A 26561-nucleotide genomic window follows, 5' to 3' on the forward strand; every position below is an offset into this window, starting at 1 on the left:
AGCGACCGGAAAACGTTGCACGCTCAGGGCCGCCGTCACCGCTGGTGAAGGGCGCCGCACCCGCCGGCCGTCCTATCCCGCCTCCGCGACCCCGTTCACAGTCGCGCCCCCACACGCACGGGAGCCCGGTCGCTGGTGTGACGCCCCGTCCCGACGGCCCCACTCCCTTCCCACCAGGAGCGTTCAATGACGAACTCCGGTAGTGACCGCCACCCCGAGGACCACCCGCAGCGACGACTCGACGACCGCGACCGGGCCCACGTCGCGCGCCGGGCGGCATGGGGCAGCGCCACCGGCACCATGCTCGAGTGGTACGACTTCGGCATCTACGGGGTCATCGCGGCCCTGGTGCTCAACGGCGCGTTCTTCCCCGCCCTCGACCCGGCCGTGGGCACCATCGCAGCCTTCAGCACGGTCGCCGTCGGCTTCGTGGCCCGACCCATCGGCGCCATCCTGTTCGGGCACCTCGGTGACCGGGTCGGGCGGCGCAGCGTGCTCATCGCGACGCTGGTCATGACCGGCGTCGTCACCATCCTCATCGGGCTGCTTCCGACATACGCCGAGATCGGCATCGCCGCCCCCATCCTGCTCGTCACGCTGCGATTCCTGCAGGGTGTCGGGCTCGGCGGGGAGTTCGGCGGCGCGGTCCTGCTGTCCACCGAACACGCGCCCGAGGGCCGCCGCAGCTTCTACGGCGGCATCATGGCGATGGGCGTGCCGCTCGGCGTGCTGCTCAGCAACGTCGTCTTCCTCGTCATCACGCTGTTCGTGCCCATGGACGCCTTCCAGGCATGGGGCTGGCGTCTGCCGTTCCTGGGCAGCGTGGTGATCCTCGCGGTAGGGCTGTGGATCCGGGTCCGGGTGCCCGAGAGCCCGCAGTTCGCCGAGCTCAAGCGCAGCGCCGAGTTGCCGGGAGAGCAGCAGCACGCCCGGCGCGCTCCCCTCACCGAGCTTCTGGCCACCCGACCGGTCACCGTGCTGTGGGCGTTGCTCGTCATCGTCGGATCGTCCGCGATCGCCTACACCTGCCTGACGTTCGTGCTGTCCTGGGGAAAAGCCGTGGTCGGCTACAACACTCCGCAGCTGCTCGGCGCCATCTGTCTCGGCGCGATCACCTGGGCGCTCACCGCACCGGTGTGGGCCACGCGGGGCGACCGTCCCGGCGGCATGCGCCACCTCTTCATCGGCTGGGGTGTGGTCCGCACCGTCAGCATCGTCCCCTTCTTCCTGGTGCTGGCCACCGGCAGCGTGCCCCTGCTCTACGTGGCCATGGCCGTCATGGGCGTGATCATCAGCGCCACCCAGGTCCCCGCAGGAGCGGCGATCTCCAGCTTGTTCCCGGTGGAGGTGCGCTACACCGGCACGTCCTTCGCCTACCAGGTGGGAGCCATTCTCGGTGGCGGGGTGACGCCGCTGGTCGCTGCGTCCCTCATGGTGACCTCCAGTGGCATCATGGGGGTCGCCGCGTACGTGACGGCCGTGAGTCTCCTCTCCACGGCCGCGGGCCTTGTCTTCCGCCGCTCATCGGTTCCCGGTCGCACCCCCGACGCCACGCCGCAGCCCTCCGGTGCCGCGCGGTCGGCCCGCTGAGCGGAGGTTTCCGCGCTGCGACAACACCATTGGGTCAGGGCATCTCGGACGGGCGAGGGCAGTGTCGACGACGACGCTGCCCTCTCGTTCAGTCGACCGGCGGGGGCTCGCAGATCTCGGCCTGCACCACGGCGGCGACGTACGCGCGAGCCGCCGGGCCCAGTGCGGCATGGGTTCGGGTGAACAGCTCCCAGGCCCGATGACCGGGCCAGTTCGACGGGCACAGCCCGATCGGCAGGTGGGGGTCCCTGAACGGGAACTGCCGGTAGGTGGAGATCAACTCCGTCCGTGCCACCAGCGCCTGAGCCCCGCCGAGGCGCTCCGGGTGGGCCGCGAGGTCGGCGTTCGCGTCGAGGAACTCCTGGTACTCCCCGGCGAGCGAGGGCAGGTTCCAGCACCGGGCAGCGAGCTCCCGATCGTGGTCATGGTCGCGGGCGGCGCAGATGAAGACGTCGATGCGCGCCGTCAGCTCGCCGCCGAGGAGCTCGGAGGTGGCCGCCTCGATCTCCGCCCGCCGGTCGCCCGGGGCCAGCCACGTGGAGGTGGCCATCTGCCCGAAGCCGTGCCAGGCCAGGGCGCGGCGCAGCTCGTCCCGGCCGCCGCGGTCGGATTCCGCCAGGCTGTAAATGACCATGGTCCACGTTCGGTCCCATGTCTGCGGGGGCGCCTCGAAGATCCGACGGCGTCCCTGCTCGAGCAGGGTGATCATCTCGTCGCTGAGCCGGTAGACGGTCTCGCGGCCCACCCGCCGGGTGGTGAACCAGTTCTCGCGGCGCAGCCGCGACAGTGTCATCCGCACGGCGGCCGGGGCGATCCCGAAGACCCCGAGCAGCTCGGTCATGTGCCCCAGGCGGACCTCCTGCCCGGTGTAACGCAGATAGTCGCCGAACAGGTCCAGCACGAACGAGCGGGGAGCAGCTGTCACCGATCCATTCTCGCCGCGCGGATGACCCGGGGTTAGGTGGCGCGAGGGTGCCGGGGCGATCAGGCAGCCCGGATGACGCGGTAGCGCAGGTACTGCACCTGTCCGCCCAGCGTGCGGCTCTCCACCAGGTCGAGCGGGACGGTGCGCTCGTCCCGGGCGAAGTAGGGGATCCCGCCGCCGACCAGGATCGGGTACAGACGGATCCGGTACTCGTCGATCAGCCCGGCCATCGACGCCGACGCGGCGAGAGTGGCCCCGGCGATGGCGATGTCGGTGTCGACCGGCTCGGCCCGCAGACGCTCGATCTCGCCGACCAGGTCAGTGGTCGCGAGCCGCGTGTTGCTGCCTTCGACCGAGGCGAGGGACCGGGAGAAGACGATCTTGGGCAACGCCCGCCAGCTGACGGCCCACTCGCGCTCGATGACGCTCAGGTCCTGGTCCTGCTCGGCCGTCTCCCAGTAGAGCATCGTCTCGTAGAGCCGACGGCCCAGCAGGATGACGCCGATACCGGCCAGCTCGTCCTGCGCGGTCCGGAAGACCTCCTCGTCCGGCTCCGACCAGGCGAACCCGCCGTCCGGGCCGACGATGAAACCGTCCAGTGACGTGCTCATGGAGTAGGTGACGCGACGCATCGGTGAAGCTCCTCGGGTGTGGCAGTGAAGCACAGACCGCGGCGCGCTGGCTGTTCAGTGCTCCCCGGCGATTGTGGTCCCCATCCGTTCCGCTCGCAGCAGAAACCGCCCATATCGGGAATGCGTCGCCGCCCGTCGCGTTGCCACCGGCATGACCACAGTCGGCATCATCGGAGCAGGCAACATCGGTTCGGCCCTGGCGCGGGGGTTCGCCGCCCGGGGCTATCAGGTCGTCATCAGCAACTCCCGGGGTCCGGAGACGCTCACCGAGCTCGTCGACGACCTGGGCGACGGGGCTCGGGCCGCGACCGCGACGGAGGCGGCCGAGGCCGGCGACTTCGTCGTCGTCACAGTGCCGCTCAAGGCCTACCAGGACGTGCCCGTCGAGCCGCTCGCCGGCAAGATCGTCCTCGACACCAACAACTACTACTGGGAGCGGGACGGCCGGATCGCCGACCTGGAGGACAAGCGGACCACCACGTCGCAGATGCTGCAGGAGCACCTCCCGCAGTCCAGGATCGCCAAGGCGTTCAACCACATCATGGCGGCCGACATCCTCGCCGACGGGACTCCCGCCGGCACTCCCGACCGCCGCGCGCTGGCCACCGCCGGTGACGACGCCGACGCGGTCGCCCTGGTCACCCGGGTGTACGACGAATTCGGCTACGACACCGTCAACATCGGCCCGCTGGCCGACAGCTGGCGGGTCGAACGTGACCAGCCCGCGTACGTGGTGCGGCAGAACCGCGACGAGCTGACCGCGAACCTGGCCCGCGCCACCCGCTGACCTGTCCGCGGTGACCTATTCCGCCAGGTGCTCGGCCCACAACCGTTCCACCACCGGCAGATCCGCGTCGGCGATCCGCGTGCCGCTGCCCTGCGGTGTCCACGTCGTCCGCGACGCCTGGGCCACCAGCAGGTCCAGCGGCAGCGGGTCGTCCGGATCCACGACGAACTCCCAGTCGACGGCGACGTACCGCTTGAGCCGGCCGGAGCCGTTCCAGTGCTCGCCCATCCACGTCCCGCCGTCGTCCGGGATGACCCCGCACCCGACGATGCCACGGGGCTCCGCGCCCTGGCGCAGCAGGAACACCCGGTCGCCCCGCCGGTACCCGTGCTTGCGGCCGCCGCTGCCCCAGTCGGCCCGGCCCGGCCGCTGTCCCCGGGCGCTCGCCCGGGCCGCGTCGTCGACCCAGACGTAGGACGGCCGGTACCGCGGATTCCAGGTCAGCAGGAACCCCGACTGCCCGGGTAGGGCCTCACGTGCGCGACTCATACCGGTGGGGTTCCCCGGCCGGCCTCCGTCGAGCGTCGCGGGCGGCGGGGTGACGCGGCTGATCATGGTCGACGCTGATGAAGTCGTCAGGCAACCGGGCAGAACGCCCTGCACATGCCGAGTTGGCAGCGTCAGCCCCGTTCCGCCGCGTCGGCCCACTTCGTCAGCGTCAGCCGACCTCGGCGGGACTACAGCAGCGCCGGGCTGTCCCGCTCGTGGAACGGCGCCGCCCCGCCGACGGGCTCGCCGGCGGCGACGGATTCCAGGATCTCCACGGCGACGTCCCGCAGCTTGCGGTTGCTCTCCTGCGACATCCGCCGCAGGGTGGTGAAGGCCGCGTCCGGCCCGCCGCCGCGCTGGTTCATCAGGACACCCAGGGCCAGATCGATCACCCGGCGGTTGTCCATCGCCGACGTCCGGTCGTCGAGGTTCTGGGCCTGCCGGGTCAGCAGCCGGGCCAGCCCCAGCCCGCCGGCGATCTCAGGGGCGGCGGCGGCCGCCGTCGAGCGGTCCTCGGCCGAGATGCCGTCGACCTCCGGGTGGTAGACCTTCAGCACCGCCGACGGCCGGCCGTGCAGCAGGACCGGCACCGACACACAGCTCGCCGCCCCCAGTTGCGCCGCCTGCGGGCCGTACTCGCCCCACCGGTCGTCCCCGGCGAGGTCCGGCACGTACAGGCCGACCCCCTCGGTCAGCGCGAACAGACACGGCCCGACGCCGATCCGGTACTGCAGTTCGTCGACCGCCCGGGCCAGCTCGGTGCTCGCGCCGACGGTGAACGGCGCGCCGTCCAGATCCATGGTGACCGCGACACCGGCGGTCGGGCCGAGCCGGCTGTCGATGCGCTCGGAGAGGTCGTCCAGGTACTCGATGAGCGCACTCAGCACGTCCGTCACCGCGCCCGAGGCCAGGGGGGCGTCGTTCGTCGTGTCCGTCTCCGTCATGTCGAATCCTCTCCGCGAGCTTCGCCCGGTTTCATCAATTCCGTGACATCGCCGCCACGAGGTCCGCTTCAGGCCGCACAGTAGGGCACCGAGGCGCCTATCGCGCTCCTGCTGTTGCGCTCCGGTGGGCTCGGCGACCGCCGAACACCCCTTGTCCATCCCGGACAATGCCGTGGCCTACTTTTGTCGGCCTGGTCCATCGGCCCGGTCGGCGGACGAGCGGCACTGTGACCACGGCAACAACCGGGCCTCGAGGTGGCGGATCCTCGGCTCCGGTGCCCGCACCCACGGGTCGCGCCCCAACTTCAAGGAGGAAGTTCCATGGCTGAAGTGCTCGCCGAGGGTTTCAACGTCTTCGACACCACCAAATCGCCGGCGGGCACCGTGAAGTACCTGGAATCGCCGTCCGACGTCATCAGCCTGATCCGGTCGGGCAAGCTGGGCGAGCACATCCTGCTCGTCCGCGGCGGCACCACCACGTTCCTCGCCCCCGCGCTGAGTATGGGTGCGATCGGCGTGATCACGATGTCCGGCGCCCCCGAGTCGCACCTGGGCATTCTGTCCCGCGAGTTCCAGACTCCCTGCGTGATGACCGCCCACCTGTCCAGCAGTGAGTCGCGCTACGTCGTCGGCGACACCGACGACGCCCATTTCGTCGAGATCGCCAAGGCCCTCGACGGCCGCCGGGTCCGGCTCGACTGCACCGACCACGAGACCGGTCGCGTCCTCGCCGACGACTGACCCGCTCACCCCACCCTCAGCCAGCACGCAGCACCGGACAGGAGCGCGAGTCAATGACGACCACTGCAGCACAGGGCACCACCACCGGGTCGACCTTCCGCGACCGCTACCGACCCGAGGACGAGGGTCTGCGGTTCCAGGAACTCACCTACACCGGAAACTTCGTCGGCATGGAACCGGTCACGGACGGCATCAAGGGCGACAAGATGATGCGGGCCCGGGCCAAGAGCAAGGTCCTCGAGAAGGTGACCGCCGACGACGTCCGCAAGGACCAGTTCACGATCGACGAGCTCAACGACCTCAACAACTACCTGGCCTGGAACATCTGGGACGTCCTGGTCATGCGGGCCACCGAGGGCGTGAGCGGCATGATCCCGCGGCAGGAATACGAGATCCTCGCCTTCATGCACGAGTTCTACCGGTGGCCGGAGATCCTGCGCATGACCACCCGCGAGGTCGGCGGCGCCCAGGGGATCATGGACATCGGCGCGACCGCCCGCCGGGAGATCGGCACCAAGGTCAACGCGGTCCACGACTGGGCCATCGGGGCCGTCGGTTTCGGTATGGGCCGGTGTGGCCTGCTCGCCCTGGAGGCGATCGGACCCGACGACTACATCTCCGAGTCCAACGACATCCTCAAGTTCATGCAACGGGTGCTGTGGGGCAAGCGGCAGGACGGGTATCTGCTGAACTCGCAGGACCGCTACCGCTGCAAGATCCACGACGACGACTTCCTGGCCACCCTCACCGCGCAGATCGAACCGCTGGAGGCCGGCGGACCCGAGCACGCCGCGTTCACCCAGTTCAACGCGGCCGCCGAGTTGCTGTCGTTCCTGGACCACTACGACTGTCGGCTCGGCCTGGGCGACACCGGCCCCTACGAGCTGCCCGACGGCAATCTGCTGATCCTGCGGGACCTGTTCGTCAACGAGGAGGTCTTCCACTGGAGCGACGTCTGTGACGACGCCGGCCTGCCGCACGCCTACACCCTGGCGATCGTCCTGGACCCGGAGAAGATGTCGCTGGCCGAGATCCGGGTCAACGACATCTCGACCACCTTCACCCGCCCCAAAAACTACATCGACGCCATCGTCGGCGGAGCCGTGTTCTCGCGGGAGAAGTGGAACACCCCCATGGGCCAGGTCGCCAACATCCCCATCAAGGACCTGCCCGGCCACCTGGAGCGGGTCCGGACGGCGACGCTCAAGCTCTACAGCAAGACGTCGCGGATGTGCCGTCGCGATCTCATCTGGAACGGCCAGTACGTCTACTACGTCGACATGATCCTGCCCCACCTGCGATTGGCCGGCACCTACGACAAGGCCTGCCGGGACTACAACCTGTGGGAGATCGACCAGCGGGTGGCCAACTACTACTACGACATCACCAAGCGCGGCTTCGCCCAGGAGACGGTGCCCAGCAAGATCTTCTCCGGCGCGGGATACCTGCCCTTCTCCGACGGGGCCGACCTGGGCAATTCGAAGGGGCGTTGGCTCTAGGCCCGGCCCACTGTTTTTTCCTGCACCACCGGTGAGAACGACAGGCGCGGTCGACGGCTCCCGTCGGCCGCGTCTGGCTCTCCCACCCGCCGATCCAGGAGGAAGTGCTCCGATGGTCCACCCGCTGGACGACACCGATTACGACGTACTGAATGTCGTGGCGTTGAAGAAGATGGCGTCGGCCGAGGTGGTCGCCCACGACGCCCGGATCGACATCGGCACCGCCGAACGGGCCCTGGCCGCGTTGGCCGATCAGGGGCTGCTCGTACTGGCCGGCGGGATGGCCCTGCCGAGCGACGCCGCGGAACCGGCCCTGCGGTCGACCGCCGACACCCGATACGCGCGGCTCCGCACCGACGACGAGATCGCGCGCCTGGTCGACCGTTTCGAACCGATCAACACCCAGTTCCTGACCACCATGTCGGCCTGGCAACAGGTCGAGGTCGGCGGTCGGAAGGTCACCAACGACCATTCCGATCCTGAGTACGACGGAAAGATCATCGATCGGGTCGACCGCCTCGTCACCCGCTTGCAGCCGCTACTCGACGCGCTGGCCGGATTCGACCCCCGGTTCGCCGGCTACCCGGAACGGTTCGCTGCCGCCCTGGCCCAGATCGATGCCGGCCGGGTCGAGTTCGTCTCGTCGCCGACCCTGGACTCGGCCCACACCGTCTGGTTCGAGTTCCACGAGGACCTGCTCCGCACCCTCGGACGGGAACGCGCCGAATGAGCGCGCCGACACCCACGACCGAACAGACCACCCCACCGATGCCCGAACGCTTCACCGTCACCTTCGCCGAGGCCGATCCCGCCGACGTGGACAGCCTGGGCGGCAAGGGATCCGGCCTGGCCCGGATGACCCAGCAGGGGCTGCGCGTACCGCCCGGGTACGTCGTGCGGACCCCGGCCTGCCGGGCGTACCTCACCGCCCGGCGGCTGCCGGAGGGTCTGGCGCAGGAGGTCCGGGACCGGCTGGCCGAGCTGGAGCGGGCCACCGGCAAGACCTTCGGCGGCGGCCCGGTCCCGCTGCTGCTGTCGGTGCGCTCCGGCGCCCCCGTCTCCATGCCCGGGATGATGGACACCATCCTCAACCTGGGCGTCTGCCGGGAGTCGGCCGCCGCCCTCGGGGCCGCCACCGGCGACGCCCGCTTCGTGGCCGATGTCGTCGCCCGTTTCCACGCCATGTACGCCGAGACAGTCCTGGGCGCACTGGAATCCGCCCCCGCGGTGGCCGACGCCGTCGCGGCGGTCGACGCCGGGGACGACCCCGCCGTGGTCTACGAACGGATCTGGTCCGTGGCCGAGGCGGCGCTGGCCGAGGACACCGGGGACAGCGTCCCCGCCGACCCCCGTGAACAGCTGCTCGGCGCTGTCGAGGCGGTGTTCCGGTCGTGGAACACCCGGCGGGCCCGCACCTATCGCGACTTCCACGGCATCCCCAACGACCTCGGCACCGCGGTCGTCGTCCAGTCGATGGTGTTCGGCAATCTGTCCGACGACTCGGGCTCCGGGGTGGTCTTCACCCGGAACCCGGTGACCGGGGAGCCGGGCCTGTTCGGCGAGTATCTCGCCCACAGCCAGGGCGAGGACGTGGTCGCCGGCGTCCGCACCCCGGACCCGGTGGCCGAGGCGTTGGCACCCGCCCTGCTGGACGAACTGCGCGCCACTGCCGCCGATCTCGAGCGCGCACAGGCCGACGTGCTCGACATCGAGTTCACCGTGGAGCGTTCGGAGCTGTTCCTGCTGCAGGTGCGCAGCGCCAAGCGCACCCCGGAGGCCGCGGTGCGCATCGCCGCCGACCTGGTCGCCGAAGGTGTCGCCGACGCCGCGGCGGCGCTGCGGTCGGTCACCCCCGAACAGGTCCGGCAGGTGCAGCGCCCGGGTTTCGACGACGCCGAGGTGCAGTCCGCCCGCGAGGCCGGCCGCCTGCTCACCACCGGCATCGGCGCGTGCCCCGGCCAGGTCACCGGCACCCTCGTCCTGGACCCGGACCGGGCCAAGGCCCAGGCCGAGGACGGCCGCGCGGTCATCCTGGCCCGGGCCGTCACCAGCCCGGCCGACCTGCACGGGATGATCGCCGCCCGCGGGATCGTCACCGCGACCGGCGGGTCCACCAGCCATGCCGCCGTCGTCGCGCGGGCTCTGGGGACCTGCTGCGTCGTCGGTGCCGGGGACCTGCAGATCGACGCGGCCGCCCGCACCGTGACCGTCGCCGGCCACACCGTCGCCGAGGGCGACGAGGTCTCCCTGGACGGCTCGACCGGCGAGCTGTTCACCGGGAGCTTCGCGGTGGCCACCGCCGCCGCGGCCACGACGGCGATGGACGCGCTGCTGGGCGTCGCCCGGCGGGCCTCCGGGTGCGAGGTCCTCAGCCGGGTCACCCTGGTCGACGACGTCGAGGCGGCCCGTTCCGCCGGGGCCGACGGACTGGTCACCGCGATCGATGACGTCCTCGCCGCCACCGGGCACCTCGACGGGCTCATCGATCACCTGCTGGCCGCGCCCGGACCGGGTGCCCCCGAGTTCGACGACTTCGCCGAACTGATCGCCCGCGAGATGACGCCGCTGCTCCGAGCGGCCGGTGACATCGCGATCGGCGTCCGCGCCATCGATCTGGTCGCCGACGAATCCCGCGAGCTGCTCCAGCAGACCGCGGTGACCACCCGGCACCCGGAGCTATCGCTGCCGCTGGGGCGGCTGGCCCTCATCGAGGCCCAGCTGGCCGGGCTGCACCGGGCGGTCGCCGCCGTCGACGGAACCCCCCGGGTGCACCTGGCCGTGCGGCACCTCACCGACCCCGCGGAGGCGCAGCTGCTGCGCGACACCGCGGACCGCATCGCCCCGGGCATCGCTGTCGGTTCCTACCTGACCAGCCCGCGGGGGATCGACCGGATCGACGGTATCGCCGCGGCCGGCGACGTCGTGTGGGTGGAGACGCGCGCCCTGCAGGCCGCGCTGTTCGGTCTGCCGGCCCGGCTCCTGCTGACCGCCGAACCGCTGGACGAGTACGTGCGCCGCGGCCTGCTGGCCACCGATCCGCGGACCACCCTGGACCCTGTCGCCGAACGCCTGCTCGCCGACGTCGCCGCCATCGACGGCCGGAACGGCGTGCGGGTCGGCGTGCGCATCTCGGGCGAGGTCAGCCAGGGCCTGGTGTCCCAACTCCACGCACTCGGCTTCCGCCGGTTCGCCATCTCGACCGGCGAGACCCGCCCCCTGCAGGTGGCGTTGGGACGAGCCGCGACCGGGCGCTGACGCCACCGCCGGCCGGGCCGGGGACCGCGCACCTCCTGCACAGCGGTCCCCGGCCCGTTGCGGCACCCCGAGGTGACCGGCGGGCCGATCAGGGCTGCGGCGGCCGTGACTCCAGGAGCCCGTCGCGCAGCCGAGCGATGAGAACGTCGTCGATACCCCGGGCGTTGGCCCAACCCACCGCCCCGCCGGGGATGGCGTCGACGGCCGCGAGGAAACCGATCATGGTGTGCTTTTCGGCGCGGTAGACCTCGGCCGGCACCCGGGTGAGGTGGTCGCGGTAGCGGGGCCACTCCAGGAAGCGTTGGACGATGCGGGGCATGTTCGGCGCCGTCCGCAGATAGTCGGCGACGATCGCATCGTCCGGCACGCCGAGCAGCCGCAGCAGTAGCGCGGTGACCAGGCCGGTCCGGTCCTTGCCGGCCGCACAGTGCACGACGAGCGGACGCCCCGCCTGCACGCACACGACGCGCAGCGCGGTGGCCAACGCCGAGTCCGGGCTGTGCAGATGATCGAGGTAGAAGCCGACGGTCTGTTCCTTCTCCGGCCGGTCGCTCGGCGCCAGGTCCTGCAGAGGGGCGTTCAGGTAACAGACGCCGGTGTTCGCCAGCGGCCCCCGCCCCTCGGCCACGGCCTCGCGCCCCATCCGGAGGTCGACGAGGAGTTCGATCCCCCAGTGGTCGACCAGGCGGGCGACGTCATCGTCGGTGAGGGCCTGCAGGGTGTCGCTGCGGAACAGCACCCCCGGTCGGATGCGCCGCCCGTCGGACGTGGTCAGGCCGCCGAGATCGCGAAAGTTGAAGGCACCCCGGATGTCCGGGGCGCCGGCCGGGTGCGTCGACATCCCGGTCACCGGGTCGGGCAGATGCGACGCAATGCCGCCATCAGCTCGTCGGCCGCCGCGGTCGACGGACGGCTCGGCCTCGACGACGAGGCGTTGGCGGGACGCCGGGCTGGTTCACCCGCCACGGGACGGCCGTCGGGGGACACGGCGGACACCGGGTCGTCGGCGGTTCGCGCCACGGAGACAAGGGCCCGCCGTCGGTCGCGGCGGATGGCGGCCGCGCGGGCGGCGTCGTCCCGCGGGCGGTCGGGGCCAGGACCGGGACCGGCGAAACGGGCCACCGGGCAGCCCTTCCCGCTGCAGTCACATCCGCACCCGCCCCCGGCTTCCGCCTTGTCCGGCACCGCGTCGTTCGTGGCCGCCGGGGTGATCGCCGAGGTCGTGGCACGGCCGGCGGGACGGTGGATCGCCGGGACGGCGCAGGCCCCGCCCGGGGGCCGGGACGCGGCGTCACCCAACAGGTGCGCCGTCAACTCCTGCGGCCACAGCGCGACGAACTCGGCGCCGGCGGCGGTCAGTTCTTCCGCCGAATGCATGCCCCAGGTGACGCCGACCGCCCGGATGCCGACCTCGCGGGCGTCACGGACGTCGCCGGCCGTGTCGGTGACCAGCACGGTGCTCGCCGAATCCGCGTCCCGGCGGGGGTCGGCCTCGTCGTAGTCGGCGGCGCAGCGCCGCCCGAACCCGGTGCCCGCGTCGGCCAGGAAACTCCGCATGGCGGTGCGCTTGTCGGGGGTGACGTCGCCACCGAACACGTGCGCGAAGCAGAAGGCCAGGTCATTGGCCACCAGCACGCGGCGCAGAACGGCCATCGCGTTCGACGACATCACCGCCAGGGTGCAGTCACTGGCCAGTCGACGGACGACCTCGGCGACCCCGGGCACCAGCGGCGGCGTGTACTCCGTCCGCAGCAGGTCCAGGAACGCCGCGTTGACCTCGGCGGCGTGCGCGTCGTCGCGGCACAGCTCGCGGATCGAGGCGAAGACGTTGCCCCGGAACAGCCGGTAGTACTGCTCCGGCTCGTCCACCCCCAGTTCGAACCGGTCGCTGATGCGTCGGAAGATCTCCCACGACGCCACCCGCGTCTGCACCAGCGTGCCGTCGAGGTCGAAGATCACCGCCCGCACCGGGGCCGCCGGGCGACCGTCCGCCACGCCGCTCAGCTCCCCGAATCGTGCAGGCGCTGGTAGACCCGTCCCAGTTCGCCCATGCCCACGAAGTCCATGGCCTCGCCCCAGCCGACCCGGCCGTCGGACTCCCACCGCAGCAGGCTGTTGTGGCCCACCACCCCGGGCTGGGACTGCCACGGGAACGTGGTCACCGCACGGCCCTCGACATCCCAGGTGCGGTCTGAACTGTCAGTCACCGACAGGGTCACGTGCTCGGGGTAGAAACCCTCCCGGCGGGTGCGGCCGCGGCCCGCCTTGAGCCCGTACACGACGCCGTCCCGGAGCACGTAACCGTGGGTCAGGGTGAGATCGCCGGCGGCGTCGGGGCCGTCGTCGGTGGAGAAGTCGAACAGGGCGTGCACCACCAGGTCCGGACCGAAGTGGGCGTGCATCCAACTCAGCCGCGACGTCTGGCGTTCGGCCCGCACCCCCCAGCTGTGGTCCATCGTCGACACGCAGTCGATCGGGGTGCGCACCCCGCGCAGCACGATCTCGCCCTCGTAATGGCCCGACTGGTCGAAGTGGCCGGCGTAGGCGTGCCCCCAGGTCAACGACATGTCCCGCCGGGCCGCCATCGGATCCTGGTCCGGGTCGTTGATGTCGTAGGGCTCCATCAGTGCCGTGTACCGGAAGTGCAGCTCCAGACCGGCGGCCGGATCGGAGAAGTCGACGTCCCAGACGCGGTTCGGATCCGAGCAGCGCACCCGCAGGCCGTTGGCCAGCGAGTAGTCCAGCAGGTTCGACGGCTGCGGGACGACGAGGTGCTCCCAGGCGTCCCAGTAATCGGCCGCCCACGGCATGGTCACCCGCCGGCTGTTGACCGACACTGTCGACCCCACCACCCCCAGCGGCTCCCGGAACAATCCGTAGACCCCGATGTTCATCGGCCGTTCGGTGTCCTGCCCGGCGTAGAGACCGAAGTAGTTGGTCTCCGCCCAGAGCGGGTCGTCGCAGGTCGGGGGGTGGAACTGTGCGTCCTCGGGGCGGATCACCGATGAACCTCCTGGGTCGGGCACGGTCGACGGCATCCGGCGACGTCGTCGGACGCCCATGTTCCGGACCCGACCACCCTCACGCCGGCCGACCGACCGCAGCCATGCACCGCAAGGCCAACGGACCTGGTCGACGCTATCCGGTCGGGATAACGCCGCGAGGACATCGTCCGACCTAGCGTCCGGTCGTCGGGAGTGGCGGCCATCACCAGGACGGCGGATCCGACGACCGAGTGACGGCGACGCGGCCGGTGCCCACCACCGCTTCGTCGCTTGACGACGACGAGGGAGGGGTGGGCCACATGCGCCTGGCGAAGGTGCTCGGTCAAGTGGTCTCGACCGCCAAGGAACCCGGCCTCGACCGGTTCACCCTGCTCCTGGTCCAGGACGCCGACGACGACGAACCCGATCGTTCTGCGGGGCCCTGTGCGGTGGCCGTGGACGTCGTCGGGGCCGGCGTCGGCGAGGTGGTGCTGGTGGTCAGCGGGGGAGCCGCGCGGGTGGCCGCCGGTGCCGACACCCCGACCGACCTGGCGGTGGTCGGCATCGCCGACACCGTCATCCGCGACCGGGCCGTCGTCTACCGCAAGGAATGAGCCCACCCGGGCCGCATCCCACGGTGCATCGGGCCGACACCCGTACCGAACGCACCAGCACTGACCGAACCAGCACCACCCCACGACCACGACAGCAGGACTGGACCCGCGACAACCGATGGAGGACGACATGGCAACCCCGACTGGTGCGCCCGGCGCGCAGACCCCCCGTGGCGCACTGGGGCTCATCGAGACCAAGGGCCTGGTGGGCGCCATCGAAGCGGCCGACGCCATGGTCAAGGCGGCGAACGTGCAGGTGGTCGGTCACCGCGAGATCGGCGGCGGCCTGGTCACGATCATGGTCCGCGGCGACGTCGGCGCGGTGAAGGCCGCCACCGATGCCGGGGCCGTCGCCGCCGGCAAGGCCGGTGAGGTCGTCTCGGTGCACGTCATCCCGCGCCCCCACGAGGAGACCGAGGGCATCCTCGCCGTCCTCAGCCGCCCCAAGGGCTGACCGTCCTCGTCCGTACCCGGGGCCGCCGGCATCGCCGGCGGTCCGGGTGGCGGGCGGCCGCACCCGCTTCCCGAACGCTGAGGTGAGAGATGACCGCGACACTGGACGCCGACCTGGTCGGTCTGGCCGACGTCCGGGCCAAGGCCCGCGCCGCCCGCCGGGCGTTCGACGAGCTGGCCGGCGCCGACCAGGAGACGCTCGACCACATCGTCCGCGCGATGGCCCGGGCCGGGACGCGGGCGTCGGAGGAACTGGCCCGGCTCGCCGTCGACGAGACCGGCTACGGCGTCTACGAGCACAAGATCCACAAGAACCGCTACAACACGGGTTTCGTCGCCCGATGGATGCTGGAACGTCGGGCCGTCGGCGTGCTCTGGGCCGACGAGCGGACCAGGGTGACCGCGATCGGCGTCCCCATGGGCGTGATCGCCGGCATCATCCCGGTCACCAACCCCACCGCGACCACGCTGTTCAAGAGCCTGGCCGCGCTCAAGTCGGGTAACGCCGTCGTCCACGCCCCGCATCCGCGGGCCGCCCGGTGCACCCTGCGGGCGGCCGAGATCATGGCCGAGGCGGCCGTCGGGGCCGGCGCCCCCGAGGGCATCATCGGCTGCCTGGAGAACCCCACCCTGCCGGCCACCCAGGAACTGATGCGGCGGCCGGAGATCTCCCTCGTGCTGGCCACCGGCGGGCCGGGGATGGTCCGCGCGGCCTACTCCAGCGGTAAACCGACGATCGCCGTCGGCGCCGGCAACGTGCCCGCCTACGTCGGGGCCAGCGTCGCCGACCCGGCCGAGGCCGCCGAGATGATCATCACCTCGAAGTCCTTCGACAACGGGACCGCCTGCGTCGCCGAACAATCCGTGGTCGTCCACGACGCGGTGGCACCCGCGTTCCTCGCCGCGTTCGAAGCCAAGGGTGCCTTCTGGATGAACCCGGATCAGCAGGCCGCCCTGGCCGCCGTGCTCTTCGACGAGCGCGGCGCCATGCGACCGGCCTCGGTCGGCCAGAGCGCCCGGCGACTGGCCGAGCTGTCCGGCTTCACCGTCCCGTCCGACACCCGGGTGCTGGCCGCGCGGCTGACGACCGTCGGGGTCGGCACCCCGCTGTCCCGGGAGATCCTCGGTCCGGTGCTGTCGGTCTACACCGCGCCCGATGTGGCGGCCGCGCGCGCCCGGTGCCGGGAGATCCTTGCGCTGGACGGTGAGGGGCACACCGCGGCCGTGCACGCCGCCGACCCCGACGAGATCGCCCCGTTCACCTCCCTGCCCGCCGGGCGGATCGTCATCAACACCCCCGCCCTGTTCGGCGGGATGGGCTTCTCGGCCGAGGTCGACCCGTCGTTCCAACTCGGCACCGGAACGTGGAGCGGGTCCATCTGCTCGGACAACGTCACCCCGCTGCACCTGATCAACATCACCCGGGTCGCCCACGAGGTGCGCCCGTGGCGGCAGGTCTACGACCCGGTGGAGCTGTGAGATGCGCAGCAATGGAACAGCTCTCGTGAGCGGCGTCGAGGACCTGCTGCACCGGGCCGCCGAACGGCTGGACAGTGCCGAGCCCGGTGACGCCGTCGGCCCACTGCAGGTCGGCGTCGACCTGGGCACGGCCAGCTGCGTGCTGACCGTCCTGGCTGGTCCGGACGACGACCTGCGTCCAGTCTGGGTGGGGCGCGAGAGCAGCGGCGCCCTACGCGACGGAGTGGTTGTCGACTTCGCCCGGGCGGCCGCCACCATCGGTCGACTCAAGCAGGCCGCCGAGGACGCGCTCGGCGTCACCCTGGAAGCCACCGCCACCGCCTATCCGCCGTGCGTCCCGCTGGCCGACGCCCGCGCCTGCCGGTTCGTCTGCGAGGCCGCGGGTTTCGACCGCGTCGACCTGGTCGACGAGGTAACCGCCGCGCAACGGACGCTGCAGGTGGTCGACGGGGTGGTCGTCGACGTCGGCGGCGGCTCCACCGGGGTCGGGGTCTTCCGGCGCGGCGAACTGGTCGCGTTGGACGACCGGCCGGGTGGCGGGCACCACCTCGACCTCGTGCTGGCCGGGGCGCTGGGGCTGTCCCTGTCCGACGCCGAGGCCCACAAGCGCACCCACCCTCGGCAGTCCCTGCCGATCCTGGTGCCCGGACTGCAACGCATCGCCGAGAACGTCCGCGCCCTGACCGTCGAAGCCGCCGACCTGCCCCTGCATCTGGCCGGCGGCGCGCTGATGATCGACGGCGCCGGGGCCGTGCTGTCCACCTACCTGGAGAGAACCGTGGTGACCTACCCGCACGCCCTGCTCATCACCCCGCTGGGGATCGCGAGGTCGGCCTCATGAGCGGGGCTCGCCGAGCGAACTATCGACACCGCGACGGCGTCCGCGCCGGGGCGACTGAGCTAGCGAAGTACGAACCCGGAAGGACGACGTCATGACCTCGCCGACCTTGCGGACGTACGCGTTCATCGACCGGATGCAGCCGCAGTGCGCGGCGCACATCGCGGCCACCAGTCCCGGTGACGTGCCGCTGGCCGGGATGGCCGAGCTGTACATCGAGATGGCCCCGGGCAACGAGGTCTTCCGCGCCGCCGACATCGCGCTGAAGGCGGCCGGGGTCCGGCCGGCCCTGCAGATCATCGAGCGGGAGTTCGGTCTGCTGGAGATCCATTCCGAGCAGCAGGCCGAGGTGCTCGCCTCCGGACAGGCGGTGCTCGACGAGCTGGGGATGTCCGAGACCGACCGGATCAAGCCGGTGATCGCGTCGACGCAGTTCATCACCAACGTGCACCCCTACCAGGCGCAGCTGCTCAACAAATGGCGCAAGGGCTCGATGATGATGCCCGGGCAGAGCCTGTTCGTCATGGAGGTGGCACCCGCGGCCTACATCGCGGTCGCGGCCAACGAGGCCGAGAAGGCCGCCAACATCACCGTCATCGAGCTGCGGGCCGTCGGCCGCTTCGGGCGCATGTTCCTGTCGGGGACCGAGAGCGAGGTGCAGTCGGCGCGGGACGCCGCGGTCGCCGCGCTCGAGGCCATGCCCGGTCAGGAGATGAAGAGATGACGGTGTGGGGGGCCGACGCGGTCGAGGACGCCCACCGCGCCGGCCAGGCCCTCGTCATCGCGGCCCGGGACATCCTGACCCCGTTGGCCCAGGAACGGGCCCGTGAGCTGCAGGTGGCGATCACCACCGCGGTCACACCGCCGACCGCCGTGACACCACGGGCATCCGCGCCGTCGCCGGCCGCCGGCCCGGCTCCCGTGACACGTGCATCCGCGAGCACCGCACCGGCTCCGCCCGCCCCGGTGCTGGTCCGGGCCCGCGCCGCGCCCCGGGCCTGGGTCTACAGCCCGCCCGCCCCGTTCGTCGGCGCCCCCTCGGGGGCGCTGTACCGGCGGGGTGCGCCGGTGGCGGGTCGGTCGGCGGTCCGCGCCGGCGGGCCGCCGCGCCCGGTGGTCGTCGGTGCCGGCCGCACCGGCCGGGTGGTCGTCGTCGGGGCCGGGCACGTCGGCATGATCGCCGCCCTGCGACTGGTCGACGCCGACCAGTTCGCCGAGGTCGTGCTGGTCGACATCGACGAGGGGCGGGCCGCCGGGATCGCGCTTGACCTCACCCACACCGCGGCGCTGTCGGGGTTCGCCACCGCGGTCCGCGGCGTCGGCACGGTGGAGGCGGCCGGGCCGGCCGACTACGTCGTCATCACCGCCGGCAAGCCCCGCCAGCCCGGGATGAGCCGTTCCGACCTGATCTCGACCAACGCGGCGATCGTCGGCGACCTGGCCAGGCGGTGTGCCGCGGTCTCACCGGACGCGGTCCTCGTCGTGGTCACGAACCCGCTCGACGAGATGACCCAGCACGCCTGGCAGGCGTCCGGTTTCCCTTCGTCCCGGGTGGTCGGGATGGCCGGAGTGCTGGACACCGCGCGCTTCCAGGCGCTGGCTGCGTTGGGCGGGTCGTTCCGCGCCGACCAGGTCTCGGCCTGGGCGTTGGGCAGCCACGGCGAGGAGATGGTTATCCCGCTGTCGCAGGCCCGGATCGACGGACGTCCCCTCACCGACCGGATACCGAGCGCAGACGTGCGGGCCGTGGTCGACCGCGCCCGGGGCTCCGGGGCCGAGGTCGTCGGGCTCCTGAGGTCCGGCAGCGCGTTCATGGCCCCGGGCATGTCCGCCGCCCGGATGGTGCTGGCGATGGCTCGCGACTCCGGAGAGGTGCTGCCCGCTGCGGTGCTGGCCGACGGCACCTACGGGATCCGGGACGTCTACGTCGGACTGCCCGCCCGACTCGGCCGGCACGGCGTGACCGGCATCGTCCCGGTGGACCTGCAACCGGACGAGCTGGCCGCGTTGCGGGCGGCTGCGGACCGGATCCGCGAACGGCTGGCCGACCTGGCGACGGCGTCGTGAACCCCGGGGGGCGGCGACGGTGAAGGCGGTCGTGCACGACGGTCGGGGCGGCGTGCGGGTGGCCGAGGTGCCCGATGCCGAACTGCTGGATCCCGGTGACGCCGTCGTCCGGGTCCGGCGGGCCGCGGTCTGCGGCACCGATCTGCACGTGCTCGCCCATCACGACGGTCTGCCGGCGGGGACGACGCTCGGCCACGAGTTCGTCGGTGAGGTCGTCGCGGTCGGCGCGGCCGTGAGCGCCCACTGGGTCGGAGACCTGGTGGCGGGCGCGGACTTCTCGGCCTGCGGGACCTGCTGGTGGTGTCGACGGGGGCATCACTGGGAGTGTCCCGAACGTCGGTTCTTCGGTACCGGGACGACGTTCGGCCCGGCCCTGGCCGGGGCGCAGGCCGAGTTGGTCCGGGTGCCGTTCGCCGACGCCACCCTGCAGGCCGTCCCGTCCGGGGTCTCCGCGGACCGGGCCGTCTTCCTGGGCGACACCCTGGCCACCGGTTACGCCGCGGTGCGGCGCACGGGCGCCCAGCCGGGGGACACGGTGGCGGTGCTCGGCGGCGGACCGGTCGGCCAGCTGTGCAGCCTCGTCGCCCAGGCGTGCGGGGCCGGGGTGGTCCTGCTCGTCGAGCCGGTGGAGGCGCGTCGGGCCCTCGCGGCGCAGGAGGGCGCCGTCGCCGTGGAGCCCGACCGGGCGCGCGCCGTCCTGGACGGCCTGACCGACGGTCGCGGAGCCGATGCCGTCGTCGACGCCGTCGGGGGCCGGGTCGGACTCGATATGGCCTTCGGCCTGGTGCGCCGCGCCGGCACCGTGGTCTCGGTCGGGGTGCCGGCGTCGACCGAGTGGGCGATGCCCGTCGAGCGGGCCTTCGTCGACGAACTCACCGTGGGGTTCGCGGTGGGCAACTACCTGCGCGACGGCGCCCCGGTGGGCGCGCTCGTCCGCTCCGGTCTGGTCGACCCGCTCGCGCTGGGGCCCCTGACGGTCGGTCTGGACGAGGCGCCGGAGGCATACCGGGCCATGATCGATCGACGTACCCTCAAGACACTGATCGCGTTCTGACACCGATGGAGGTGGGCTCGATGACGTGCCCGGATCGGACCCGACGGTGACCGCTGTGCTGACGCCCGCCGCTGGTTCCCCGGTGGCGGGGTGCGCGCACACCCCGTCCGTTGACACCGACCTCACCCGCCTCCTGCAGACCGTTCCCGACGAGATCGATTCCGCGGCATCCCATGTCGCGCAGGCGGCCGGGGACCTGCTGAGGACGGCGGTGTCGGTCGCCGGGTGGACGGGACACCGCTGGGTGGCCCTCGCCGGCCCGGTCGTGCCACTGCCCGGGCACCCGCTCCCTGGTACCGCCCCCGGTCGTGCCGGCACCCCGGACGGCCGGATCGTCCTGTGCTGGGACCCGTCGATCGCCGCCGCCGAGGCGCAGCCACTGCTCGTCCAGGCCTGCGTCTGGTTGGCCCTGTTGCACCGGTCCCGCGGGACGCAGGGCCCGGCGACCGCCACGCCGGACGCCGAGTCGCTGGCCGTCCGCGAGGTCGTGCAGCAACTGCTGACGGTCCGCGACCTCGACCGGGTCATGACGGCCATCGCCGAGCGCACGTTGCGGCTGCTCGACGCCGACATCTGCGGCGTCATGTTGCGTGACGGCGATGTCGTCGACATGCGGGCCTGCGTCGGGAACCGCTGCCGGGAGACCACGCGGCTACGGATGCGGCGCGGTCAGGGTCTGGCCGGTCTGGTCTTCGACACCGGCCGGCCGGCGAAGGTCGACTCCTATCTGGACGATCAGACCATCAGCGACGACTTCATGTCGCTGGCGCAGCGCGAGGAGACGCTGTCGGCGCTGGCCGTCCCGCTCAGCCTGCAGGGCGAGTTCCTCGGGGTGCTGGAGGTCTGGCGACGCCGCGCCTCGATCTTCACCGAGCAGGACGTCCGGCGGATGGTGACGCTGGCCGACATCGCCACCGTGGCCATCGACAACGCCCGTCAGCACGACGTCGGGGCCGCGGCCACCGCCGAGGCCGAAGCCGCTCGGGACGAACTGCAGCGGCAGGTGGCGGTCCTGGACCATTCCAGCCGGCTGCAGCACAGCCTGCTGACCACCGTCGTCGAAGGCGGCGGCCTGCCCGCCGTGGTGCACGCCGTCGGCACCGAGATGGGCTGTGAGGTCGCGGTCTTCGGACCGGACGGGAGTTCGTTGGCCGCCCACCATCCCGACGGTGCCGACCCGGTGCTGCCGGAGCGGCTGGCACTGCGGTCCATGGGGCGCCCCGATCCGGTCGGCAGCGGGCGCTGGTCGCGACCGGTCTACGCCGACGGCGACCGGGTCGGCCAGGTGGTCCTGGTGCAGGGGGTGCAGTCGGCGGAGCTGATGACCGCGGTCGTCGGGCACGTCGCCATGGCCTGCTCACTGGCCTCGCTGCGGGAACGCGCGGCCAGCCGGGCCCGGGCGCAGGCGGTCGACCAGGTTCTCTGGGACCTGCTGCAGGGGCCTGTCGAACACCGGGTCGCCGCGCGGAGCCGGGCTCAGCAGCTCGGCATCACCCTGCCCGGCGCGCTGCGCGTGCTCCATGCCCGACTGGAGAACATCGAGGACCTCGCCGCCGCGCAGGGCTGGGACACCTCGCAGACCGACAAGGTGCGACGCAGTGTGCTGCGGGTCGTCAAGGACGTGGACTCCGCCCGCCGGCTCGTCCTCGTCGGGATGCGCGGCGACCTGCTGGTCGGCGTCGGCGGCGACCTGACCCGTGACGCCGCCCGGCAGCTCGCCGCCGCGGCCCGGGCCGCGGTGCACGCCGAACGGCCTGGGTTGCAGCTCACCTGGGGGGTGAGCCGTGAACACGACAACCCGATCGAGCTGCCCAACGCATTGCGCGAGGCGGAGACGGCCCTGGCCGCCGCCCGTCGGCTCGGTGGGCGGGAGGCCTTCCTCTACGAGGAACTCGGCATCGTCCGGCTGTTGCTCGGCTCCGGGGACGACCCGGATCTGCAGACCTTCATCGACGAGGTGACCGGCCCGCTGATCGCCTACGACCACGACAACGACGGAGCGCTGATCCGCACCCTGCGGGCGTTCTTCGACGCCGACTGTTCCCAGCGGGTGGCCGCGGAACGACTGTTCATCCACCACAAGACGATGCGCTACCGCCTGGAACGCATCCGACAGCTCACCGGGCTGGACCTGAACCGCCACGAGGACCGCATGCGAGCCGACTTCGCGCTGCGCCTGCTGGAGATCAATCAGCCGACCGACGAGCCCGACGCCCGGCCCCAGCCGGCGCTCTGAGCATGACCCGGCGGGGGGAGCGGCGAGTCGGGCGGTGGTCGGCCGGTCAGACCGGCGGGGTGAACGCCTGTCCCACGATTCCTTCGGTCTCGCCGTGCGGCCGCGCGATGATGTGGCTGGCGACGAGGTCGCCGACCCGCGCGGCCGCCACCCGGCCCGCGTCGATGGCGGCCTTGACCGCCCCGACGTCGCCGCGGACGGCGACCGACACCTGGCCGTTGCGCAACGTCCGGTACCCCTCGACCTCGACGTTCGCGGCCTTGACCATGGCGTCGGCAGCCTCGATCGCCCCCACCAGGCCGCGGGTCTCCACCAGTCCGAGTGCACCCTGCGCCATCACGCACCGTCCGTTCTCCGACGCCGGCCCTGGTCAGGGAAGAACCTGCCCAGCTGGCCGGAGGACGGCGACCCGTCCTGGGGGCGACGGTAGGGCGGCCGGACGTCGACCGGCCCTGTCCCGGTCGGTCAGTTCTCCCCGGGTGTGTTGTCCGCCCCGGACATGGGATGCGCCGGGGCGGTCGGGTGATCGTGGACGCCGCCCAGCCGGGTGCCGACGACCGCCGTCGCTGCCCGCCCACCCCCGTCAGCCCGAGGAGGCCGCGTGATGCCACCGCCCGCCTTCGGCCACGCCCCGCTCCCCGGCCTGCCCGCGCACATCACCGTGTGGGAGGTCGGCCCCCGGGACGGCCTGCAGAACGAGTCGACGGTGCTGCCGGTCGCCGTCAAGGCCGAGCTGATCGAGCGCCTCGCCGACGCCGGCAGCACGGTCATCGAGACGACCAGCTTCGTCCACCCGGCGTGGGTCCCGCAGCTGGCCGACGCCGAGGATCTGCTGCGGACCATCGAACGTCGACCGGGGGTGCGCTACCCGGTGATGGTCCCCAACCAGCGCGGTCTGGACCGGGCCCGGGTGCTCGGGGTGCAGGACATCGCCGTGTTCGCCAGCGTCACCGAGTCCTTCGCCGTGCGGAACCTCAACCGCAGCCTGGACGAGTCGCTGGCCATGTTCGACCCGGTGGTGGCGGCGGCCCGGGCCGACGGGATACGGGTCCGCGGTTACCTGTCGATGTGCTGGGGCGACCCGTGGGAGGGTGCCGTCGCGCCCGGCCAGGTGGTCGACGTGGCGATCCGACTGCGCGACATGGGCTGCACCGAGCTGAGTCTCGGCGACACCATCGGGGTGGCGACGCCCGGCCGGGTGGTCGCCGTTCTCGATGCGCTGACCGCCGCAGGCGTGGAGATCGCCGACGTGGCCGTGCATTTCCACGACACCTACGGTCAGGCGCTGGCCAACACGTTGACCGCCCTGCAGCACGGCGTCGTCACGGTGGACAGCGCCGCCGGCGGCCTGGGCGGCTGCCCGTTCGCCGGCAGCGCCACCGGCAACCTCGCCACGGAGGACCTGGTGTGGCAGCTCGACGGGCTCGGGGTCGACACCGGACTGGACCTCGGTCGGCTGGTCGACACCAGCGTCTGGCTCGCCGGCCGGCTGGGCCGGCCCAGCCCGTCCCGGGTGGTCCAGGCCCTGAGCGGAGGCCGGACATGACCGACGCGCCCCTGGTGCGATTGCTGATCGGCGCGGACAGCCCGTTCGGGATCGGCACGGGCACCGTGGTTCTCGACTCGCCGGCCAACCGCAACGCCCTGTCCGCCCGGCTCCGCCGCGAACTGCTCGCCGCCCTCGACACCGCCGCGGCCGACGAACGGGTCCGGGTACTGGTGCTGACCCACACCGGACCGGTGTTCTGCGCCGGGATGGACCTCAAGGAATCCTGGGGGGCGGCTTCCGGCGCCCAGGGGGTCGGGGAGCTCCCGTCGATCCTCCGGCGGCTGTGGGAGTTCCCCCGGCCGGTGATCGCCCGGTTGGCCGGGACCGCACGAGCCGGCGGGGTCGGGCTGGTCGCCGCCGCCGATCTCGCGATCGCCGCCGACACGGTCACCTTCGCCTTCACCGAGGTGCGGATCGGGGTGGTGCCGGCCGTCATCTCCGCCACCGTGCTGCCCCGCCTGCAGCCCCGGGCCGCCCAGGAACTGCTGCTGACCGGCAACCCGTTCCCGGCCGCCCGCGCCGCGACCATCGGCCTGCTGACCGCGGCGGTGCCGCCCGCCGACCTCGACGCCGCGGTGACCGACCAGGTCGCCGCCCTCCTGCGGGGTGCGCCGGGAGCGCTGGCCGCCACCAAGGAGCTGCTGCGCCGCCCCCACCGGACGGATCTGGCGGACCTCGACGAGCTGCAGCGGTCCTCCGCCGACCACTTCGCCGGGCCCGAGGGTCAGGAGGGCATCGCCGCATTCCTCCAGAAGCGGCCCCCGTCCTGGGTGATCGAGCCCCGCCCCGCATTGGAGGACGACCGTGCCTGACCATCGCCCCGGCCCGGCCGAGCTCCCGGTCCTGGCCACCCACGCCGATCCGTCGAGCCGCGACTGGGCCACGCGCGACCACGAACACCGGGCCCTGGTCGACGATCTCGCCGCGCACCTGGCCACCGCGCGGGCAGGCGGACCGCCCGCCGCACGGGAGAAGCACCGGGCCCGCGGCAAGCTGCTGCCCCGAGAACGGGTCGACACCCTGCTCGACCCGGGATCGCCGTTCCTGGAACTCTCGCCGCTGGCCGCGCACGGCCTCTACGACGGGCAGGCCCCGTCCGCGGGGATCATCACCGGCGTCGGCCGGGTCAGTGGCCGCGAGTGCGTGATCGTCGCCAACGACGCCACCGTCAAGGGCGGCACCTACTACCCGCTGACGGTGAAGAAACACCTGCGGGCCCAGGAGGTCGCCGCCGAGAACCGGCTGCCCTGCGTCTATCTCGTCGACTCCGGCGGCGCCTATCTGCCGCTGCAGGACGAGGTCTTCCCCGATCGCGACCACTTCGGCCGCATCTTCTACCAGCAGGCGCAGATGTCCGCGCGCCGCATTCCGCAGATCGCCGCCGTCCTCGGGTCGTGCACCGCGGGCGGGGCGTACGTGCCGGCCATGAGCGACGAGGCCGTCATCGTCCGCAACCAGGGGACGATCTTCCTGGGCGGGCCGCCGCTGGTCGCCGCGGCCACCGGCGAGATCGTCACCGCCGAGGAACTGGGCGGGGGCGACCTGCACACCAAGGTCTCCGGCGTCGCCGACCACCTGGCCCGCGACGACACCCACGCGCTGTCCATCGTCCGGTCCATCGTCGCCACGCTGCCCGGCAAGCCGGCCCCGCCGTGGACGGTGCGGCCGACCGACGAGCCGGTCGTCGACCCGGCCGGGCTCTACGGTGCGGTGCCGACCGACCCCCGCACGCCCTACGACGTCCGCGAGGTGATCGCCCGCATCGTCGACGGGTCGCGGTTCGGTGAGTTCAAGGCCGAGTACGGCACCACCCTGGTCACCGGGTTCGCCCACATCCACGGGCACCCCGTGGGGATCGTGGCCAACAACGGCATCCTCTTCGGCGAATCCGCCCAGAAGGGCGCCCATTTCATCGAACTCTGCGACCAGCGCGGTATCCCGCTGGTCTTCCTGCAGAACATCACCGGGTTCATGGTCGGCCGCGAGTACGAGGCCGGCGGTATCGCCAAGCACGGCGCGAAGATGGTCACCGCCGTCGCGACCACCCGGGTGCCGAAACTGACCGTGGTGATCGGCGGCTCCTTCGGCGCCGGCAACTACTCGATGTGCGGGCGCGGGTTCTCGCCCCGGCTGCTGTTCCTCTGGCCCAACGCCCGCATTTCGGTGATGGGTGGCGACCAGGCCGCCGCCGTGCTGTCCACCGTGCGCTCGGGCGCCGACGACCCGGTCGAGACCGAACGCCGCAAGGCCGCCGTCCGCGAGCAGTACGAACGCCAGGGCCACCCCTACTACTCGACCGCCCGCCTCTGGGACGACGGCGTCATCGACCCGGCCGACACCCGGATGGTCCTGGGTCTGTCCCTGTCCCTCGCCGCCAACGCCCGGCTGCCCGACCCGGGCTTCGGCCTGTTCCGGATGTGACCCC

The 26561-nt window shown here is 72.2% G+C and carries 25 protein-coding genes; 17 read left to right on the forward strand and 8 right to left on the reverse strand.

Annotated elements, in window-relative coordinates; genetic code table 11:
* The first annotated feature begins 186 nt into the window (after positions 1–186).
* Complete coding sequence (locus tag FDO65_RS20770; RefSeq protein ID WP_137451661.1) at positions 187–1590, forward strand: MFS transporter; 1404 nt, start codon at positions 187–189, stop codon at positions 1588–1590.
* An 88-nt stretch (positions 1591–1678) separates the two neighbouring features.
* Here FDO65_RS20770 and FDO65_RS20775 read toward each other — a convergent pair whose 3' ends face one another.
* Together FDO65_RS20775 and FDO65_RS20780 are read right to left on the reverse strand one after the other, a co-directional pair.
* The gene (locus FDO65_RS20775) at positions 1679–2515 is read right to left on the reverse strand and encodes a PaaX family transcriptional regulator (protein WP_137451662.1); all 837 of its coding nucleotides are present in this window, start codon (positions 2513–2515) and stop codon (positions 1679–1681) included.
* Between the two features lie 59 nt (positions 2516–2574).
* The gene (locus tag FDO65_RS20780; protein ID WP_137451663.1) at positions 2575–3147 is read right to left on the reverse strand and encodes a dihydrofolate reductase family protein; all 573 of its coding nucleotides are present in this window, start codon (positions 3145–3147) and stop codon (positions 2575–2577) included.
* A gap of 151 nt (positions 3148–3298) precedes the next feature.
* Here FDO65_RS20780 and FDO65_RS20785 point away from each other — a divergent pair, with 151 nt between their 5' ends.
* Positions 3299–3934 carry an NADPH-dependent F420 reductase gene (locus tag FDO65_RS20785; protein ID WP_137451664.1) on the forward strand — a complete coding sequence of 212 codons (636 nt, stop codon included), beginning with the start codon at positions 3299–3301 and terminating at the stop codon, positions 3932–3934.
* 15 nt (positions 3935–3949) lie between these two features.
* On the opposite strand, the gene FDO65_RS20790 is transcribed toward FDO65_RS20785, so the two are convergent.
* Together FDO65_RS20790 and FDO65_RS20795 are read right to left on the reverse strand one after the other, a co-directional pair.
* Entirely contained in the window at positions 3950–4423 is a 474-nt protein-coding gene (locus FDO65_RS20790) for a hypothetical protein (RefSeq protein WP_137451665.1), read from the reverse strand.
* A 188-nt stretch (positions 4424–4611) separates the two neighbouring features.
* The gene (locus tag FDO65_RS20795) at positions 4612–5367 is read right to left on the reverse strand and encodes a GAF and ANTAR domain-containing protein (protein WP_166442327.1); all 756 of its coding nucleotides are present in this window, start codon (positions 5365–5367) and stop codon (positions 4612–4614) included.
* Positions 5368–5688: 321 nt separating this feature from the next.
* Here FDO65_RS20795 and FDO65_RS20800 point away from each other — a divergent pair, with 321 nt between their 5' ends.
* From FDO65_RS20800 to FDO65_RS20815, 4 genes are all read left to right on the forward strand, one after another.
* Positions 5689–6108, forward strand: coding sequence for a PEP-utilizing enzyme (locus FDO65_RS20800; RefSeq protein WP_137451667.1), 420 nt, complete (start codon positions 5689–5691; stop codon positions 6106–6108).
* Positions 6109–6161: 53 nt separating this feature from the next.
* Complete coding sequence (locus FDO65_RS20805) at positions 6162–7607, forward strand: hypothetical protein (protein WP_137451668.1); 1446 nt, start codon at positions 6162–6164, stop codon at positions 7605–7607.
* Positions 7608–7719: 112 nt separating this feature from the next.
* On the forward strand, positions 7720–8337 hold the full coding sequence (locus FDO65_RS20810) for a hypothetical protein (RefSeq protein WP_137451669.1): 618 nt from the start codon (positions 7720–7722) through the stop codon (positions 8335–8337).
* Positions 8334–10862 (forward strand): pyruvate, phosphate dikinase, encoded by a 2529-nt coding sequence (locus FDO65_RS20815; protein WP_240757769.1) that lies wholly within the window; start codon positions 8334–8336, stop codon positions 10860–10862. The genes FDO65_RS20810 and FDO65_RS20815 overlap by 4 nt, the downstream gene beginning before the upstream one ends.
* A gap of 88 nt (positions 10863–10950) precedes the next feature.
* On the opposite strand, the gene FDO65_RS20820 is transcribed toward FDO65_RS20815, so the two are convergent.
* The 3 genes from FDO65_RS20820 to FDO65_RS20830 are packed head-to-tail and all read right to left on the reverse strand — an operon-like array spanning position 10951 to position 13864.
* Positions 10951–11703 (reverse strand): tyrosine-protein phosphatase, encoded by a 753-nt coding sequence (locus tag FDO65_RS20820; RefSeq protein WP_137451670.1) that lies wholly within the window; start codon positions 11701–11703, stop codon positions 10951–10953.
* A gap of 5 nt (positions 11704–11708) precedes the next feature.
* Positions 11709–12857 (reverse strand): HAD family hydrolase, encoded by a 1149-nt coding sequence (locus FDO65_RS20825; RefSeq protein ID WP_240757772.1) that lies wholly within the window; start codon positions 12855–12857, stop codon positions 11709–11711.
* Between the two features lie 5 nt (positions 12858–12862).
* On the reverse strand, positions 12863–13864 hold the full coding sequence (locus tag FDO65_RS20830) for a DUF7064 domain-containing protein (protein ID WP_137451671.1): 1002 nt from the start codon (positions 13862–13864) through the stop codon (positions 12863–12865).
* Positions 13865–14166: 302 nt separating this feature from the next.
* Here FDO65_RS20830 and FDO65_RS20835 point away from each other — a divergent pair, with 302 nt between their 5' ends.
* The 8 genes from FDO65_RS20835 (at position 14167) to FDO65_RS20870 (ending at position 22587) form a co-directional block, all read left to right on the forward strand.
* Positions 14167–14460: a EutN/CcmL family microcompartment protein gene (locus tag FDO65_RS20835; protein WP_137451672.1), complete on the forward strand. Its 294-nt coding sequence runs from the start codon at positions 14167–14169 to the stop codon at positions 14458–14460.
* Positions 14461–14590: 130 nt separating this feature from the next.
* Positions 14591–14914 carry a BMC domain-containing protein gene (locus FDO65_RS20840; RefSeq protein WP_137451673.1) on the forward strand — a complete coding sequence of 108 codons (324 nt, stop codon included), beginning with the start codon at positions 14591–14593 and terminating at the stop codon, positions 14912–14914.
* An 89-nt stretch (positions 14915–15003) separates the two neighbouring features.
* The gene (locus FDO65_RS20845) at positions 15004–16392 is read left to right on the forward strand and encodes an aldehyde dehydrogenase family protein (RefSeq protein WP_137451674.1); all 1389 of its coding nucleotides are present in this window, start codon (positions 15004–15006) and stop codon (positions 16390–16392) included.
* Positions 16393–16417: 25 nt separating this feature from the next.
* The gene (gene eutJ / locus FDO65_RS20850) at positions 16418–17233 is read left to right on the forward strand and encodes an ethanolamine utilization protein EutJ (RefSeq protein ID WP_240757774.1); all 816 of its coding nucleotides are present in this window, start codon (positions 16418–16420) and stop codon (positions 17231–17233) included.
* Positions 17234–17324: 91 nt separating this feature from the next.
* Positions 17325–17954, forward strand: coding sequence for a BMC domain-containing protein (locus FDO65_RS20855; protein ID WP_137451676.1), 630 nt, complete (start codon positions 17325–17327; stop codon positions 17952–17954).
* On the forward strand, positions 17951–19297 hold the full coding sequence (locus tag FDO65_RS20860; protein ID WP_137451677.1) for a malate dehydrogenase: 1347 nt from the start codon (positions 17951–17953) through the stop codon (positions 19295–19297). The genes FDO65_RS20855 and FDO65_RS20860 overlap by 4 nt, the downstream gene beginning before the upstream one ends.
* A gap of 31 nt (positions 19298–19328) precedes the next feature.
* Complete coding sequence (locus FDO65_RS20865; RefSeq protein WP_240757776.1) at positions 19329–20351, forward strand: alcohol dehydrogenase catalytic domain-containing protein; 1023 nt, start codon at positions 19329–19331, stop codon at positions 20349–20351.
* A 46-nt stretch (positions 20352–20397) separates the two neighbouring features.
* Complete coding sequence (locus tag FDO65_RS20870) at positions 20398–22587, forward strand: helix-turn-helix domain-containing protein (RefSeq protein WP_205850221.1); 2190 nt, start codon at positions 20398–20400, stop codon at positions 22585–22587.
* A gap of 46 nt (positions 22588–22633) precedes the next feature.
* Here FDO65_RS20870 and FDO65_RS20875 read toward each other — a convergent pair whose 3' ends face one another.
* Positions 22634–22924, reverse strand: a complete 291-nt coding sequence (locus tag FDO65_RS20875) for a BMC domain-containing protein (RefSeq protein ID WP_137451679.1) — start codon at positions 22922–22924, stop codon at positions 22634–22636.
* A 267-nt stretch (positions 22925–23191) separates the two neighbouring features.
* Here FDO65_RS20875 and FDO65_RS20880 point away from each other — a divergent pair, with 267 nt between their 5' ends.
* From FDO65_RS20880 to FDO65_RS20890, 3 genes are read left to right on the forward strand one after another with little or no spacing between them, the layout of a single operon-like run.
* Complete coding sequence (locus tag FDO65_RS20880; RefSeq protein ID WP_137451731.1) at positions 23192–24133, forward strand: hydroxymethylglutaryl-CoA lyase; 942 nt, start codon at positions 23192–23194, stop codon at positions 24131–24133.
* Positions 24130–24948 carry an enoyl-CoA hydratase-related protein gene (locus FDO65_RS20885; protein ID WP_137451680.1) on the forward strand — a complete coding sequence of 273 codons (819 nt, stop codon included), beginning with the start codon at positions 24130–24132 and terminating at the stop codon, positions 24946–24948. The genes FDO65_RS20880 and FDO65_RS20885 overlap by 4 nt, the downstream gene beginning before the upstream one ends.
* Positions 24941–26557 carry a carboxyl transferase domain-containing protein gene (locus FDO65_RS20890; protein WP_137451681.1) on the forward strand — a complete coding sequence of 539 codons (1617 nt, stop codon included), beginning with the start codon at positions 24941–24943 and terminating at the stop codon, positions 26555–26557. Before FDO65_RS20885 ends, FDO65_RS20890 begins: the two co-directional genes overlap by 8 nt.
* Positions 26558–26561 lie beyond the last annotated feature (4 nt).

The organism is Nakamurella flava, assembly GCF_005298075.1.
Classification (GTDB): domain Bacteria; phylum Actinomycetota; class Actinomycetes; order Mycobacteriales; family Nakamurellaceae; genus Nakamurella; species Nakamurella flava.

Excerpts from the sequence above, each read along its gene's own strand:
- FDO65_RS20855 (WP_137451676.1), top strand. The coding sequence starts at position 17,325 with ATGACCTCGCCGACCTTGCGGACGTACGCGTTCATCGACCGGATGCAG.
- FDO65_RS20770 (WP_137451661.1), top strand. The coding sequence starts at position 187 with ATGACGAACTCCGGTAGTGACCGCCACCCCGAGGACCACCCGCAGCGA.
- FDO65_RS20785 (WP_137451664.1), top strand. The coding sequence starts at position 3,299 with ATGACCACAGTCGGCATCATCGGAGCAGGCAACATCGGTTCGGCCCTG.
- FDO65_RS20885 (WP_137451680.1), top strand. The coding sequence starts at position 24,130 with ATGACCGACGCGCCCCTGGTGCGATTGCTGATCGGCGCGGACAGCCCG.
- FDO65_RS20805 (WP_137451668.1), top strand. The coding sequence starts at position 6,162 with ATGACGACCACTGCAGCACAGGGCACCACCACCGGGTCGACCTTCCGC.
- FDO65_RS20840 (WP_137451673.1), top strand. The coding sequence starts at position 14,591 with ATGGCAACCCCGACTGGTGCGCCCGGCGCGCAGACCCCCCGTGGCGCA.
- FDO65_RS20815 (WP_240757769.1), top strand. The coding sequence starts at position 8,334 with ATGAGCGCGCCGACACCCACGACCGAACAGACCACCCCACCGATGCCC.
- FDO65_RS20875 (WP_137451679.1), bottom strand. The coding sequence starts at position 22,924 with ATGGCGCAGGGTGCACTCGGACTGGTGGAGACCCGCGGCCTGGTGGGG.
- FDO65_RS20835 (WP_137451672.1), top strand. The coding sequence starts at position 14,167 with ATGCGCCTGGCGAAGGTGCTCGGTCAAGTGGTCTCGACCGCCAAGGAA.
- FDO65_RS20880 (WP_137451731.1), top strand. The coding sequence starts at position 23,192 with ATGCCACCGCCCGCCTTCGGCCACGCCCCGCTCCCCGGCCTGCCCGCG.
- FDO65_RS20800 (WP_137451667.1), top strand. The coding sequence starts at position 5,689 with ATGGCTGAAGTGCTCGCCGAGGGTTTCAACGTCTTCGACACCACCAAA.
- FDO65_RS20820 (WP_137451670.1), bottom strand. The coding sequence starts at position 11,703 with ATGTCGACGCACCCGGCCGGCGCCCCGGACATCCGGGGTGCCTTCAAC.
- FDO65_RS20780 (WP_137451663.1), bottom strand. The coding sequence starts at position 3,147 with ATGCGTCGCGTCACCTACTCCATGAGCACGTCACTGGACGGTTTCATC.
- FDO65_RS20795 (WP_166442327.1), bottom strand. The coding sequence starts at position 5,367 with ATGACGGAGACGGACACGACGAACGACGCCCCCCTGGCCTCGGGCGCG.
- FDO65_RS20790 (WP_137451665.1), bottom strand. The coding sequence starts at position 4,423 with ATGAGTCGCGCACGTGAGGCCCTACCCGGGCAGTCGGGGTTCCTGCTG.
- FDO65_RS20845 (WP_137451674.1), top strand. The coding sequence starts at position 15,004 with ATGACCGCGACACTGGACGCCGACCTGGTCGGTCTGGCCGACGTCCGG.
- FDO65_RS20810 (WP_137451669.1), top strand. The coding sequence starts at position 7,720 with ATGGTCCACCCGCTGGACGACACCGATTACGACGTACTGAATGTCGTG.
- FDO65_RS20860 (WP_137451677.1), top strand. The coding sequence starts at position 17,951 with ATGACGGTGTGGGGGGCCGACGCGGTCGAGGACGCCCACCGCGCCGGC.